A 15,437-nucleotide genomic window follows, 5' to 3' on the forward strand; every position below is an offset into this window, starting at 1 on the left:
CCCCTATTATTTATCTTTATTCAAAACCACTAAACCAAACTGCTCTGAATAACTCAGTTTTTTTTCACTGTCATATTCAGGAAGCATTATTTCTCCGTAACGCTTCGATATTTTTTCTATCACCTCTTCAATATCCTCATTTTCAGATATTTTTTCAACTGCCATACGACGCAAAATGTCGCCATAACTTCGATCTAACCATAAGCACCGTTTCTCTAAATTATTTAATTCAATATGTCGAATGTTATAAATTTCTGTCCGCTCAATATATTCACCTAAATCATTTTTTTCACAAAATATAAGCTTGTCATTTTTCCAAATAGCAAACAGTTGAATATTCGGTGAGCTTTGTCTAAAGGCATTAAAACGTTGTGGTAGCGCGGTTAAAAACCATTTTTGCGTGAGCCAACCATTTAACGGTTGTGCCCCAACTTTTACATAAGCCGTTAAAGCATCAGCCATGACAGCATGTTCTAAATCAGCTAATTTTTTAGTCGGTTGCAATGGATGATTACGTTGTATGCGAGGAATTGCATTAATACCTGATTCAATATTCTGAATATCTACAAGTTCAGCAAGATTTTTGCTGTCTAATTTGAAATTCCCTTTCGCGGAATTAATTTCAAAACCGGGTTTTTCAAAAGCAACATCTGCTTTCCTTAAACCTTTTAAATTATATTGCAGCAAAGCAATATTTGGCTTTTCAATGTTCTGTTCTAATTTACGATGCCGAAGTACCCGCCCTGCCAGCTGAATAATTGAACGATATGAAGATGGCTCCACAATTGCCCAATCAAAATCATGATCTCGCCCAACTTCTTCAACAGGGGTCGCCACTAAAATAAAAATGACGTTTTCTGCTTGGGTAGAATCTAAACGTTGCCGAATCATAGGATTGGAAAATGCTTTGGGCTGTTCACCCATTTTTTCTTTACGTTTTAGCACTTCGTCTAAATGATGTTCCTGCTCACTGCGCAGTAATAAGACTTGTCGACTGTGATAGGCCATGGTACGAGCAGCCACATCAGGCGACCATTCTGCATTAAGTAAATATTGGGTCAATGCGGCACAAGGTGAAACATTAGCAACTCGAATCACCCCAAAGGAAACTTTCTTACCCGTCTTTTCATCAATCGTATGATGATCACGATGTAATTTTTCTATATGCTGTTGAATACGGCTAAAATATTCTGTCTGCACACTTTCATCTAATTGTTGCGTGTTTTTTTCTACCAATAAATCAGCACAATCAATTAGATATGCTTTATGTTTCACCACTTGTTCTAATAAAGATTTGGCACGAATTTGTACAAATTTTTCATGTGCCTTTTCATAATCCAAAATAATATTGTGGTTATTCGCTAACGGAACCGTTTGTATTTGTGCTTTAAACTCATCGACCCACATGCTGACTACATCTGTATTTTTTAATTTTTTAAAAGCACAATACAGTTGCCATCCTTGCTGATAAGCATTGAAAAACCCTTCTGCCAATGCAGGTGGAATGGTTGCAGATGAAATCATCACCTTACGCCCCAACATTCCTGTTAAATGAACTAATCGAGCAATCGCAATTAAATCTTGTCCATTAAAATCATCCACTTCATCAATGACTAAATCTGAAGACAACAACCTTAAACATGGCAGAATATATTTTCCACCACGTTTGGTTTCAGTAGCAGACATAATATGATCAATGGTATAAGCCAAAACAGGCTTATATAAAAATGCTTTATTTCGTTCTGCCTGATTTTGTGGAAATAATGCATTCATAAAATCGGCTTGTGGCATCGACTCATAATCAAGTTCATTATCTAATAGTTGTTCTAAAGATTCAGAACCAATCTCCGCAAGATCGTTTTCTATTTCATCTTTCTTTTGCGTGTTTTTATTATGCAGCTCCTGAACCGCTTTAGAACCAATTAGAACTGCAAGCTCATCATTGCCCAAACCAATGTCATTACGATAAGAATCCCCTGTTTGTAGGGTTAAAGTCCTTAAACCTAAGGCAAGGATATAACGCAGTGAATCGGCATTCGGTGAAAGTGCCTGCATAATTTTGGCATTGGCAATAGTTTTACCTTTGCCTGTACTTGCCATATTGACAATAAACCAACCCTGCTTTTCAGAACCTTCATTCTTTTGAATAAATTGCTGAATACCTTTGACGGCATTATCTTGCCATTCAAATCCACCTGGACTTTTCTTTTTTAATTTTTGAATGTCATAAGCAGGTTCCATTTCTTCCGCCAAACGGCTTAAAGATTGACTCACCAATAAAGCATTTTTACTCACATTGACCAAATGCTCATCTAAAAACTGTTTTGGCTGTTTGGTTTTTTGATCCGTGTTAGCAATTAATGTCAGCTTGGTTTTCCACGTTTTATCTGCATCACAAGATGAATAATAATGATCACCTAGCATCAAACATAAACGCGCATGATGCACAATCACCCGCCAACTACCATCCGCAAATATTTGTTCAGTATGACTTAATTCTTGTAATAAACGTCCTGACCATTTTTTGATTTGTTTCGTCCATTCTATGGATTGACTGAGTAAACCTTGTTCAAACTCAAAACACTGTTTTAAACGTGACTTATAATCATTTTCATCAAATTTATTCTGATACCCCCAATCTGCACCAATACTTTTTAATAAACTTGGAAGTGTTTCTTTTGGAGTCGATGCATAAGCCTTTCGACGATCTTCTTCTTTTAAGTCAGGCAAACGGTGATGGGAAACAATTAACCATGAAACCAATTGCGCCATAGGTGGCAATTGATCTAAAGCTTTGGACTGATCTAAATGCTGTGTAATGGTTTTTTTTAATGCATCTTCACTCCAACTCTGTTGAAGTAACAAATTGAGCCATGCTTCATCATGTTTAACATCACCCGAATGTTGTACTAAGGCATTAAGTAATAAGCATGAAATCCATTCGTGTCGCAGTGGATCACCTTTTTTACTATTCTTACTCTTTGGTTGTAGTTTTTCTTGAAATAAAACTGTTGCTTTGCCCCAGTCATGCAATAAAGCAGAAATAGCCACCAATGCTTTAATTAAAGGCAAATAGTGCCAATCATTTTCCCATTTATTTTGTGCCAAACTTTTCTTTGTTGTATTTACAGGTACAATCCCCTGCATATTAAACTTATTCCGATTCCCCACGATCCAGAGCAATTCACTTCGACGTCTGCCCCGAATCCAGTGACAGCTTACCGCAGTGCTTTTCGTGACAGTTTTGCGCAAGAGTTTTTTAACTGCAATTAAGCCATCTTCGGTAATCACCGTTTGCCATGTGTTATCGCCAATACGGTCAGCAAAAGCATCCAATACACGACGTGTTCGAGCTAAAGCTTTCTTTTCACACTGGCTAACGAAGGTCACAATCATGCTTCATCTCCACTTTTAGAAAATAAAGCTGCTTCCTTCACTTGATCAAACATAAAGTCAAGACAGCGCATTTCTGTAAACTTCTGAAGTATCTGTTGACGAAATTCTTGCTCAGTCATTTTTTCTTTTGCACAAATAAAGGCATATGGAAGTACCACAGCATCCTTAATTAAATCCGCCACATCAAAGACCAAAGCCCCGCGGCGGGTTTTACCATGCATCACTGCAAAACCATGTGGAATGCCTAAAACCCAAAGTGTCGTCGCTGCCAATCCATAGGCTAAATAATTACCGTGATTGAGAAAATCATTGGCTAAATCACCCTGTTCACGATTGCGCTCAAAACTCATTTTGTTACGTGTTGCCGCAATTTTATAAAGTTGTTTGGTCATTGCCGCTTCATGCAAAAGTAAATCACCGACCTTAGCGGTATTTGGAATTTTCTTTTCAAAACTGTCCAGAGCCGTTTGAATATCCCGATCATCCAAATAAAAACCCTGTTCTTTTAAATCACGGTCTTTGTCCCAAACTTTCCGTATAAACTCGATACGCGCATGTTGAAACTGTTTTGCCACAGCAAGACGCTTGTCATCTTCGAACCAAAATTGCATCCAACCCTGCATATATTCTGTTGGTCGGTATTCACTTTGCGGTGTCATCCACTCAATTTCACTGCCCATAAAAAGTGGCGTTCCACCTCCACCACAAAAACCAACCAATACCCCTGCACTGGCGAGCATTCGCATCGCTGCCTGAGTGATCGACGTACCTGTACCGAGTAAAATTACCGTGGTATTGGCAATCGGGATATTCCAGTATTGGTTTTCATTTTTAGCTTCAGTTAAATACAGAACGCGACCATCTTTCTGCATGACTCGTGCATGTTCGAGGTAATACACATTTGCGCGTTTAGAATGTAATATTGCTTTTAAGTCTGACGGGTTTAATTGTTCCATTTTTATAGGTTTTATATTTTAAATAGAGAATTCAATAGACCTCTTTCATAAATCAAAAAATGATCTTCTTTTTGGTTGATATTTGCACTCCGGATTTCTTAGCATTCGTGCATAATCTGCGGATGAAATACATCGATTCAAACAAGCTTTCTGATCCTCAGTTCAAGCGATACACTGGCATCTCATGGTCAACCTTCTATTTAATGGTTGAGCAATTGAAGAAACTTGTTCCTACTAAAGGCAGACCGCCCAAGTTAAGCCTGGAAGACCAGATTCTGCTCTGTCTAAGCTATTGGCGGGAATACCGAACCTTATTTCACGTTGCAACGAGTTACGGGGTTTCAGAGCCCACAGCCTCAAGAATTGTCCGTCATGTTGAAGACTGCCTGATTCAGTCCAATCTTTTTAATTTACCCAAAGATTTACCCGAGGGCGAAGGCATAGACTGGAATGTTGTGATCGTGGATGCCACAGAAATCCCAATACAAAGGCCTAAAAAAACAGAAGAAAAGCTATAGCGGCAAGAAAAAGACCCATACCTTCAAAGTACAGGCCATGATTCACTACAAGACTCAGCAAATACTGAGTTTATGTACCAGTCGCGGTGCTGTACATGATTTCGAGCTATTTAAAAGAAACATAAAGCTGATTCCTTCAGAAGCCTTTGTTCTTGCAGATAAAGGCTATCAGGGTATTTATGCTCTGCATCCGAATAGTCTGTTACCTTTAAAAGCCAAAAGACGTTGTAAATTGGATCCTGAACTAAAAATCTATAATCAGGAAATCAATAAAAGAAGAATAGGAATTGAGCATGTATTTGGCAGGCTTAAAACCTTCAAAATCTTTGCTGAGCGTTATCGAAATAGAGGTAAAAGACTCGGTTTGAGATTCAATTTAATTGCTGGAATCTATAACTTGGAGCTGAGTAAAAAATGATTTATGAAAGAGGTCTAATATACCTAATTTATATGAATATTTTAAGTAAATTATAAATATTGGTTATTATTTTAAATTCAGTCTAGCTTTAGTATAAATAATCATTTTTATCAATTTATTTATTTTACTTAAATAAAAAAATAATCATGATTTAAACCAATAAAAATACTTTAAATCGCGAAATAAATAGATCTCTTGCGAAAGTCATTATTGCAAGTTTATCCGGTTTACGAGTGCAGCAATTAAGTTAATGCGTAAACCGAATCTTTTCCGTCTATTTCGATAGCGTTCACTTAATATTCTAAATGTTTTCAATTGACTATTAATGTGTTCGATCACAACTCGTATTTTCCCAATCATTTTATTGTACTTTTTCTCAATATCAAATAAGGGTAAATTCTTCTTTTTCTTTATTGGCATCAATAATTTAAAGCCATCTTGCTCTAATCCGTAGTACCCTAAATCGGTCATAACATATTCACAATGTTTGAATTTCTTAACCGTTTTTCTTGCCAATTTAATATCATGCTGACTGCCATTCGATATATCTAGCCCTATGATTTGTTTGCTGTTCGGATGATAGATCACTTGTGCTTTTAGCGTATGTTTCTTCTTTTTACCACTGTAGAACTTACTCTGATTTTTTTTTCGGGCGTTCTATTGAACATTCTGTCGCATCAATAATTACCCAGTTAAATTGTTCGTCTGCTGTGGTAATGCTTCGTTTTGGCAGGGTAAAACGTCTTGATTTCATTAATGCATCTTCAACCTTTTTAATGGTTCGATTCACATTACTTTCAGCGATATGGTAATTTGCCGCTAATTCCAGTTGAGTGCTGTAGTTCCGTAAGTAATTCAGAGTTAATAACAACTGATCCTCTATATCTAAAGTATGAGGACGACCTGGTTTCTTTTTGAGTGATTCTGCTTCTTTTAAAACTTCGACCATTTCACTAAAAACTGCTCGAGGTACACCAACCAAGCGCTGGAATTCAGAATCTGAAAAACGATTTAATTTCTGATATTTCATGAAATCTATATTGAGGCAGTTTTTACTTTCGCAAGAGGTCTAATATCTTTTAATTAATCCAATTGGAATATTACCCTAGAAAATCTTGTTGAGATGATAAACAAGACTTCTAGGGCAATCATTAACAACTTAGCTATTAAAATGTAGACCGTTTATAACTTCGGTATTCTGGTTTCCAATAATGGTCATTGATCGCCTGCTCCAAAGCTTCATCACTGATAATCGGTGCTACACCTGCTTGCATTGCTGCTTGTGCAACCTTCACCGCAATAATTCTTGAAACTTGCTGAATTGAATCAATATCAGGCAACAAATCCGCATCAGGATGCGTCAATTTCGGTGAACAAGCTGCAAGCGCATTGCTGGATGCCATCAGCATACTGTCAGTCACACGCGTCGCACCAGAAGCAATGACACCTAAACCAATACCAGGGAAGATATATGAGTTATTACACTGAGAAATGTTATAAATCTTACCTTGATAATTGACAGGTGCAAAAGGACTACCTGTTGCAATTAATGCTTTACCATCCGTCCACTGAATAATATCAGCAGGTACTGCTTCAACACGAGAAGTAGGATTCGATAATGGCAACACAATTGGGCGTTCACAATTAGCGGTCAGTGTGCGAATTACTTCTTCTGTAAACAAACCAGGTTGTCCTGAAACACCGATCAATACCGTTGGTTTAGCATTCTTAACCACATCGAGTAATGAAATGACTTCTTCGGCATTCCCCCATTCAGCAATAATTTCAGGCTTTTGTGCTAGCTTTCTTTGAAAGTCGAGTAAGTTTGGCTGATTTTCAGTAATTAAACCAAAACGATCGACCATATAAACACGAGCACGTGCCTCTAGTTCAGTTAAACCTTCGGCCATCATTTGAGCCACAATTTGTTCTGCAATACCACAACCTGCGGAACCGGCACCTAAAAATGTAATGGTCTGATCTTTAAGTTGTTTGCCTGCGGCATGTGAAGCAGCAATTAAGCTACCGACTGAAACCGCTGCTGTGCCTTGAATATCATCATTAAAACAACAAATTTTATCACGATATTTATTCAATAATGGCAGGGCATTTTTTTGCGCAAAATCTTCAAACTGAATTAATGCTTCAGGCCAACGACGTTGAATGGCTTCAATCACATGATCTACAAAATCGTAATATTCATCACCACTAATACGTGGCTGATTCCAACCCAAGTAAATAGGATCATTGAGTAACTGTTGATTGTTTGTCCCCACATCTAGGGTAATGGGTAAGGTATACGCTGGGCTAATACCACCACATGCAGTATATAAAGACAATTTACCAATCGGGATACCCATACCGCCGATGCCCTGATCACCCAATCCTAAAATCCGCTCACCATCTGTAATCACGATGACTTTGACGTTTTTACGATTAACGTTATGTAATATCTCTTCGATATGATCACGGTCAGGATACGAAATAAAAATACCGCGATGACGGCGATAAATATCCGAAAATTGCTGACATGCTTCACCGACCGTTGGAGTGTAAATAATCGGCATCATTTCACTTAAATGATTTTCGATGAGGTGATAAAACAAGGTTTCATTGGTATCTTGAATATTACGCAAATAAATATGTTTATTAATAGCATCATTAAAAGCACTGTATTGCTGATATGAACGATGACTTTGTTCCTCGATGGTTTCGATCACATGAGGAATTAAACCGTGTAAATTAAATTTACTACGCTCGTGTTCAGTGAACGCAGAACCTTTATTTAATAATGGAAGCTCTAAAAGGGTATTTCCTGCATAAGGAATATATAAAGGTTGTTTAATCGCTACGTTATCTGTCGTCATTTCCTATCTCATTTCGATTGTCATGAAGATGGTATACAGAAAAATATATCTCATACCTTCATAAGTGAGTAGCTTAGCCTTATTTTGACCCAATGCGATATTTTTAAATTTGATAATGATATGCAAACGATTTTCTAAGCTAATAAAGATAAAAAAATCTGCTTTTTCAAACCAATATATCTCGATAAATAAAAAAATTGATGCTTTTGAATATTTTTTTTCGCTTGCTTTAATCATTTTATTCGTCATGTATAGCGGTAAAAAATTTACTTACACACATTTTCTAAATTTATAGTAATCGCACCATTAAAGTGCATTAAATTTAAAAAGCTTAAATCTTGATAAAATAATCAAAACTGTAAAAGCAGATTGAATGGCAGCTCAGACTTTTTTATTCAACATCTGCAACATTTATTTGAGATTTTTATCCTGATGATCTATTCAGGAATTGCTTTACTTGATTTTAGTTCCTCATTTTTACGCTAAAAAAATACCCAAGATGTACATCTTGGGTATCACCGCATTTGAAGTGACTTAAAATGATTGAAGACTATTTTGACTTTTGTAAACGTAGTGCATTCATCACCACTGAAAGTGAACTTAATGACATGGCAACAGCAGCCAACATCGGCGTCAATAACCACCCTGTTAATGGATAGAAAATGCCTGCGGCCACGGGCACACCCAAACCGTTATAGAAAAATGAAAAGGCCAAATTCTGTTTCATGTTTTTCACTCCAGCTTTTGCCATGTGAATTGCATCCGCAACACCTCGAATGTCTCCTTTGACCAAAGTAATTTGTGCTGTCTGTTTGGCAATGTCTGTTCCATTGCCCATGGCAATACCGATATTGGCTTGAGCAAGTGCAGGAGCGTCATTGATCCCATCACCAGCCATAGCAACCATTTTACCCTGCGCTTGATATTTTTTTACAATGTCTAGTTTTTCAGTCGGTGTACAGTTGCCATAGACATGTAGAATCCCGAGTTCTGCTGCCACAAGTTTTGCATTTTGTTCATGATCACCCGTTGCCATGACAACCTCGACCCCATCGGCAATCAATTGCGCAATCACTTGATGAGCATTGGGTTTAACTGCATCATGAATAGAGATATAAGCCAAAACCTCTTGTTCATTGGCCAAGAAACTAATCACATTGCCTTTTGCACGTTGTTGTTGCAACTGAGCCTGAACAGACTCTTTTAAATTTAAACCCAATTGATTGAGTAGCTTTTGACTGCCGACATATAGCATTTGATCATTGATGTGACCTTTTACACCAAAACCCGTGACCTCTTCAAAATCCTTGACTTTAAGCAGTTCGGTTGCCGCAACCAATCTCGTTAAAGTCTGTGCAATCGGATGGGTTGAATACTGTTCAATAGAGGCAATCCATTGTTCAGCCTGAGCTTGTGTCACCTGATCGGACAATAATTGAATTTCTTTTAAGCTTGGCTTGCCTTCAGTCAATGTTCCTGTTTTATCAATCACCAATGTATTTACTTTACTTAAAGCTTCAATGGCTTCTGCATCTTTAAACAGTACACCTTTTTGTGCAGCTCGTCCCGTGGTTGCCATCACCGACATGGGTGTGGCTAAACCTAGTGCACAAGGGCAGGCAATAATCAGTACAGCAACAGCACACATTAAGGCTAAATCAAATTGTGCATTCCCAAACACCATCCACGCAATAAACGTCAGTACACTAATGGCAAGTACTGTAACGACAAAATATTGAGCAAAGACATCGGCAAGTCGTTGTAACGGCGCTTTAGAGCGTTGGGCTTCTGCTACAGTCTGAATCATTTTAGCAAGTGTGGTATTTGCACCCACTGCTGTGGTTTGAATACGAATACTACCCTGCTGATTCATCGTTCCGCCAATCACTGGATCATCCAATTCTTTTTTTACAGGGACTGGTTCGCCCGTCATCATCGCTTCATCAACATAGGTTTTGCCTTCAACCACAATGCCATCCAGTGGAATTTGCTCACCCGATGAAATTTGCAGAATATCACCTTGTTTGACCATGCCAATATCAACTTCGACCACCTGATCATTCTGTACCAGTTTTGCAGTATTGGATTGCAATCGAAGCAATGACTTTAATGAATCAGCTGTTTTGGCACGGGCTTTAAGCTCCATCATTTGCCCAAGCAAACTTAAAGAAACAATCATACACGCCGCTTCAAAATACACGGCTACGCCATGACCTGTTTTGGCTTCCATCGGAATAAGAGATGGAAAAAGGGTCGCAACCACACTATAAATAAAGGCCGCTAATACCCCTACACCAATCAGACTCCACATGTTTAAGTTGCGTGTTTTATAAGATGTCCAGCAACGCTCAATAATCGGTTTAGCTGCCCAAAGCACCACGGGAATAGAAAGCACCAATTCAATCCACGGTTGAATATGCTGTGGAATAAAAGCATGAATATGCGACCCCATGGCCAACACAAAAACAATCAAGGTCAAAGGCAAAGTCATCCAAAAACGATGGCTAAAATCCACCAGTTCTGGATTTGGTGCATCATCCAAGTTGGGTTGCATTGGCTCTAAAGCCATTCCACAAATCGGACAAGTTCCGGGGCCTTTTTGTAGAATTTCAGGATCCATCGGACAGGTGTAATCCATATCCGCCGCACCTTCTGGTACAGGACGCTTATCCAGTGGAATTAAATAAAATTCAGGATTTTGCTTAAATTTATCCAAACAAGATGGATTACAGAAATAATAGGTTTTGTTTTGATAATCAATTTTTAAATCGGTTGATGTCTCCACAGACATGCCACAGACAGGATCTATTTCTGTTTGTCCTGAAGAATTTGCAGAATGCCCCCCCGCACAACACGATGACTGTTTTTTCGGTTCTGGTGGTGTTGAAGTAGCACAGCATGAAGAGCTTTGAGTCTTTAAAACCACATATTGTTCAGGTGCAATATTAAATTTGCTTAAACAGCGTTCAGAACAAAAATAATAGTCTTTGTCTTGGTAAATACCATGACATTGAGAATCAGTTTTAACCTGCATACCACAAACGGGATCAACCACCGTTTCAGTGGATTGAACTGCTGTTTTGGGTTTATTTCCAGAACAACAGCCCGAGGATTGCGCCACAGCTTGTTGCTCTTGTGGCGCACAGCATGAAGTCATTCTTTCTTTAATTTTAACTTTTTCAGCACAACCACAACCGGTTTTTTTCGGTTGATTGACATCAGCTGACAGTAAATATTGTTCAGGATCTCGCTCAAATTTATTTAAACAACCATTACAACAGAAATAATAACGCTGCCCTTTATAGTCAATATTGGGTTTAGACAAATCGGTGACACTCATCCCACAGACAGGATCTACGCTGACCCATTCTGGACTTGATTTTTGTTTTGTACAGCAAGAAGATTTAGCTGGTTCACTCATCAGACTTACCCATTTCATTATTTAATTGTGCTAGCATAAAGTCTGTACCTAGGTACGGAGTCAAGTGATTTGAGGAGATTTTTATGCTCACCATCGGAAAACTGGCCAAACACTGTCAGCTGAATGTTGAAACCATTCGATACTATCAACGTATCGGCTTAATGCGTGTGCCTGAAACCACAGAGCATTATCGTTATTACAATGACAAAGATATCGAGACACTCAGTTTCATTCAAAAAGCCAAAGATGCAGGTTTGCAACTCAGTGAAATTCAGGAATTACTGCAACTTCAATTAAATGATCGAGAACAAGTCCGTCAGGTGATTCAACAACGTCTCAATAAAATTGATCAGAGAATTCAAGAACTCAATAGCCTTAAAGTACGCTTGGCCACTTGGGTCGATGAATGTAAAACCACGCAAGCAGCGAGTTGCCCAATTTTAAAAGAACTCAAAAAAGCTTAATAAATTGGATTCAAGACAAAAAAATATGAATAGAGCGGTCAATAAACATGTCAGTTGAATTAAAACTCTTACGCACAAAGCTTCGACTTAAACGTAGAAAAGTTGATTTTTTTAAACAACAACAAGCACAACAAAAGGTTTTAAACCGACTAATACGGCTTTCTCAATTTCAGCACGCACAAAAAATAGGGCTTTATTTACATGCCTTTGGTGAAATTCAAACCACACAGATCATTGAATACTGCTTTAAACAGTATAAACAGGTTTATTTACCCATGATTTGCAACATGAATCAACAATTGGTTTGGGTACACATCACGCAACAACAATATCGCAATAAACGTTTTTCACATCATCCACTCGGCATGCAAGAACCCATGACAGGTCGTGGCTTGCATGTATCAACACTCGACTTTTTAATTACGCCTTTACTTGCCTGCGATCCGTATGGAACTCGCATTGGCATGGGGGGCGGTTTTTATGATAAAACTTTAGCCAGTGCATCCTGTAAACCTTTGCGCGTGGGTATAGCACATGACTTTCAACTTATTCAACAACGTTTGGTTCGTGAAAAATGGGATCAACCTTTAGACGCCCTCATTACGCCAAAAAAATATCTATATTTCAATCGTTAAACTCTTTTTTTAGCTCAACTTCTCAGAGTGACTTGATCAATTTCGCATTTTTTTATCTATTTTCATTTGTCCTGCACTTGTAATTTTTGAAATACCCATCACTATAAAAATATGGCAACACCATTGTTACTCACTAGGAGTGCCCATGTCTGAAATTATGATGAATGAAGAAACCTTAGATACACAGGTTCCAAGCGTATTACCGCTTTTAGCGCTACGAGATGTGGTGGTTTATCCACACATGCAAATTGCGTTATTTGTTGGTCGTGAAAAATCGATCAATGCAGTTGACGTGGCTCGTAACAGTAACAATCTCGTATTTGTCGTTGCACAACAAGATTCGCTTACAGAAGAAATTGATCACGACAACTTGTATCAATACGGTACAGTTGCGAAAATTGTACAAGTTGTGAATCATGAAAATGATGAGAATTGCATCAAAGTTCTGATCGAAGGCTTACATCGTTCTAAGCTGGTTAAAATTATCGATAATGATGAATATTTATCAGCCGAACATGCCATTAGCCCGATGACCGTCACCATAGAGTCTGATTCACAAGAAACACGTGTACAAGAATTACGTACCTTGTTTGCTCAATATGCAGAAGCAAAATTGCGCAATGCACGTGAACTCATTACTGCCTCAAATAAAATTGATGATTTATTACAATTGTTATTCTTTGTGGCTACCCGTGTGCCTTTGAATATTGATGTTAAACAAAAATTCTTAGAACATGATGACTTTGAAGCACATTTGACTGAACTCATGACGTATCTCTTGCAACAATCTGAAGAACAACAGATTGAGCAAACCTTACATGACTCAGTTAAACGTCAAATGGAAAAAAATCAGCGCGAATATTTCCTCAATGAAAAAATGAAGGTTATTCAGCGTGAGCTTTCCGACATGAATGGCGGTGCGGAAGATGATGTTGCAGAAATTGAGCGTCGTCTTGAAGAAGCAGATTTGCCTGAACATGTGCGTAAAAAAGCTGAAAGTGAATTCCGTAAGCTAAAAGCAATGCAACCTGCTTCAAGTGAAGCTGCGGTTGTTCGCAATTATATCGAGGCCATTTTAGATACGCCTTGGAATAAAGCCAGCAAAGTCAGCATTAACTTAAGCAAAGCACAAGAAATTCTAGATGCAGATCATTACGGCTTAGATGACGTGAAAGATCGTATTGTAGAATATTTAGCGGTTCAATCACGCGTGAAAAAACTTAAAGGTCCGATTCTTTGCTTGGTCGGTCCTCCGGGTGTCGGTAAAACTTCGCTAGGTGAGTCGATTGCCAAAGCCACAGGCCGCGAGTTTGTGCGTATGGCTCTAGGCGGAGTACGCGACGAAGCAGAAATTCGTGGACATCGCCGGACTTATATCGGAGCGATGCCAGGTAAAGTAGTGCAATCTTTAACGAAAGTTGGTGTAAAGAATCCTTTGTTCCTCCTTGATGAAATTGACAAGATGGCACAAGATTACCGTGGCGACCCTGCTTCTGCACTGCTTGAAGTCCTTGATCCATCACAAAACAGCAAGTTTAATGATCACTATTTAGATCTTGATCTTGATTTATCTGAAGTGATGTTTATCTGTACTGCAAACAGCATGAATATTCCTGAAGCTTTACTTGACCGTATGGAAGTTATTCGCTTACCGGGTTATACCGAAGAAGAGAAAGTGAACATTGCAGATCGTTACCTTGTACCTAAAGCAATTAAGGACAATGGTTTACGAGCGAAAGAGCTGACTATTCATGAAGAAGCGATTCGTGACATTGTACGTCGCTATACTCGTGAAGCAGGTGTACGTAGTCTTGAACGTGAAGTGTCAAAAATTGCCCGTAAAGTGGTAAAAGAAGCGGTTAGCAAAAAAGCCAAAAACTTGCATATTGATGTGACTGCTGAAAATCTATATGAATACCTTGGCGTACATAAATTCGACTACGGTATGGCAGAAGAAGAAGCACAGGTCGGCCATGTGAATGGCTTGGCTTGGACATCAGTCGGCGGTGAATTACTATCTATTGAAGTTGCGGCTGTAAAAGGTAAAGGTAAATTCATTACCACTGGTTCACTGGGTGATGTGATGAAAGAATCCATTACCGCTGCCATGACTGTCGTTCGTACCCGTGCAGATGCGTTGGGTATAGAAGCTATACGATTCGAAGAAACCGATATTCACGTGCATTTACCTGAAGGTGCCACCCCCAAAGATGGTCCATCTGCTGGTTTGGCCCTGACCACAGCCTTGGTTTCTGCTTTTACAGGAATTCCAGTGCGTGCAGATATTGCCATGACAGGTGAAACTAATCTAGGTGGCCGTGCCATGCGCATTGGCGGCTTGAAGGAAAAATTGCTTGCGGCACATCGTGGTGGAATTAAGCTGGTTTTTATTCCTCAGGAAAATGTACGTGACTTGGTAGAAATTCCAGATAACGTCAAAGCTGGTTTAGAAATTAGAGCAGTTAAAAGCATCGATGAAATCTTGCCTTTAGCTTTAACCGAAATACCAAAACCTTTGGCAAAGAATCCTATTGTTAAACCGATTGATGAAGGTAAAGCTGCCCGCCATTAATGCGAATTTAATACAAAAAAGAGAGCTTAGGCTCTCTTTTTTTTGACTGAATAGATTTATAGTGTATTTAGGTTTTAAATAAATGCCTTCTTAGCTTCATGGATTAAGATAGATACAAAATGCTTTATAGTGTTTCTTTTGCTTACTCAAGCGAATGGTCATCTACATCTCCAGGTGGATGACCTTTTGA

General features: G+C 38.5%; 10 protein-coding genes. 5 read left to right on the top strand and 5 right to left on the bottom strand.

Translation table 11 applies throughout. The annotated features are described in order from the left end of the window. Nucleotides 1-6: 6 nt before the first annotated feature. The gene (gene cas3f, locus H0S58_RS09245) at nt 7-3,396 is read right to left on the bottom strand and encodes a type I-F CRISPR-associated helicase Cas3f (RefSeq protein WP_195726353.1); all 3,390 of its coding nucleotides are present in this window, start codon (nt 3,394-3,396) and stop codon (nt 7-9) included. Then, on the bottom strand, nt 3,393-4,352 hold the full coding sequence (gene cas1f, locus H0S58_RS09250; RefSeq protein ID WP_195726354.1) for a type I-F CRISPR-associated endonuclease Cas1f: 960 nt from the start codon (nt 4,350-4,352) through the stop codon (nt 3,393-3,395). The genes cas3f and cas1f overlap by 4 nt, the downstream gene beginning before the upstream one ends. 59 nt (nt 4,353-4,411) lie before the next feature. Here cas1f and H0S58_RS13955 point away from each other — a divergent pair, with 59 nt between their 5' ends. After that, entirely contained in the window at nt 4,412-4,870 is a 459-nt protein-coding gene (locus H0S58_RS13955) for a transposase family protein (protein WP_265088218.1), read from the top strand. Next, nucleotides 4,818-5,288 carry a transposase family protein gene (locus H0S58_RS13960; protein WP_265088219.1) on the top strand — a complete coding sequence of 157 codons (471 nt, stop codon included), beginning with the start codon at nt 4,818-4,820 and terminating at the stop codon, nt 5,286-5,288. The genes H0S58_RS13955 and H0S58_RS13960 overlap by 53 nt, the downstream gene beginning before the upstream one ends. A gap of 207 nt (nt 5,289-5,495) precedes the next feature. Here the strand turns inward: H0S58_RS13960 and H0S58_RS09260 are convergent. The 3 genes from H0S58_RS09260 to H0S58_RS09270 all read right to left on the bottom strand — a co-directional run bounded on the left by H0S58_RS09260 (nt 5,496) and on the right by H0S58_RS09270 (nt 11,576). Continuing rightward, nucleotides 5,496-6,318, bottom strand: a protein-coding gene (locus H0S58_RS09260; protein ID WP_193891903.1) for an IS5 family transposase whose coding sequence is annotated in 2 segments (ribosomal slippage) — nt 5,496-5,936 and nt 5,938-6,318 — 822 coding nt in all. Because the reading frame shifts where the segments join, the coding sequence is not laid out codon by codon here. Between the two features lie 136 nt (nt 6,319-6,454). Then, nucleotides 6,455-8,155 (bottom strand): NAD-dependent malic enzyme, encoded by a 1,701-nt coding sequence (locus H0S58_RS09265; protein WP_195726355.1) that lies wholly within the window; start codon nt 8,153-8,155, stop codon nt 6,455-6,457. A 550-nt stretch (nt 8,156-8,705) separates the two neighbouring features. Next, nucleotides 8,706-11,576 carry a heavy metal translocating P-type ATPase gene (locus H0S58_RS09270; protein ID WP_195726356.1) on the bottom strand — a complete coding sequence of 957 codons (2,871 nt, stop codon included), beginning with the start codon at nt 11,574-11,576 and terminating at the stop codon, nt 8,706-8,708. Nucleotides 11,577-11,659: 83 nt separating this feature from the next. Between H0S58_RS09270 and H0S58_RS09275 the strand changes: the two genes are divergently transcribed. The 3 genes from H0S58_RS09275 to lon all read left to right on the top strand — a co-directional run bounded on the left by H0S58_RS09275 (nt 11,660) and on the right by lon (nt 15,247). Further along, the gene (locus tag H0S58_RS09275) at nt 11,660-12,040 is read left to right on the top strand and encodes a MerR family transcriptional regulator (protein ID WP_053579880.1); all 381 of its coding nucleotides are present in this window, start codon (nt 11,660-11,662) and stop codon (nt 12,038-12,040) included. 47 nt (nt 12,041-12,087) lie between these two features. Further along, entirely contained in the window at nt 12,088-12,675 is a 588-nt protein-coding gene (locus H0S58_RS09280; protein WP_195726357.1) for a 5-formyltetrahydrofolate cyclo-ligase, read from the top strand. 145 nt (nt 12,676-12,820) lie between these two features. Further along, nucleotides 12,821-15,247: an endopeptidase La gene (lon, locus tag H0S58_RS09285; RefSeq protein WP_195726358.1), complete on the top strand. Its 2,427-nt coding sequence runs from the start codon at nt 12,821-12,823 to the stop codon at nt 15,245-15,247. The last annotated feature ends 190 nt before the right edge of the window (nt 15,248-15,437 follow it).

It is taken from the genome of Acinetobacter sp. TTH0-4, from assembly GCF_015602665.1.
GTDB lineage: Bacteria > Pseudomonadota > Gammaproteobacteria > Pseudomonadales > Moraxellaceae > Acinetobacter > Acinetobacter albensis.

What these genes read in the sequence shown, in the direction of transcription:
- cas1f (WP_195726354.1), bottom strand. Translation starts at nt 4,352, where the DNA reads ATGGAACAATTAAACCCGTCAGACTTAAAAGCAATATTACATTCTAAA.
- H0S58_RS13955 (WP_265088218.1), top strand. Translation starts at nt 4,412, where the DNA reads ATGATCTTCTTTTTGGTTGATATTTGCACTCCGGATTTCTTAGCATTC.
- H0S58_RS09275 (WP_053579880.1), top strand. Translation starts at nt 11,660, where the DNA reads ATGCTCACCATCGGAAAACTGGCCAAACACTGTCAGCTGAATGTTGAA.
- H0S58_RS09280 (WP_195726357.1), top strand. Translation starts at nt 12,088, where the DNA reads ATGTCAGTTGAATTAAAACTCTTACGCACAAAGCTTCGACTTAAACGT.
- H0S58_RS09265 (WP_195726355.1), bottom strand. Translation starts at nt 8,155, where the DNA reads ATGACGACAGATAACGTAGCGATTAAACAACCTTTATATATTCCTTAT.
- H0S58_RS09270 (WP_195726356.1), bottom strand. Translation starts at nt 11,576, where the DNA reads ATGAGTGAACCAGCTAAATCTTCTTGCTGTACAAAACAAAAATCAAGT.
- cas3f (WP_195726353.1), bottom strand. Translation starts at nt 3,396, where the DNA reads ATGATTGTGACCTTCGTTAGCCAGTGTGAAAAGAAAGCTTTAGCTCGA.
- H0S58_RS13960 (WP_265088219.1), top strand. Translation starts at nt 4,818, where the DNA reads ATGCCACAGAAATCCCAATACAAAGGCCTAAAAAAACAGAAGAAAAGC.
- lon (WP_195726358.1), top strand. Translation starts at nt 12,821, where the DNA reads ATGTCTGAAATTATGATGAATGAAGAAACCTTAGATACACAGGTTCCA.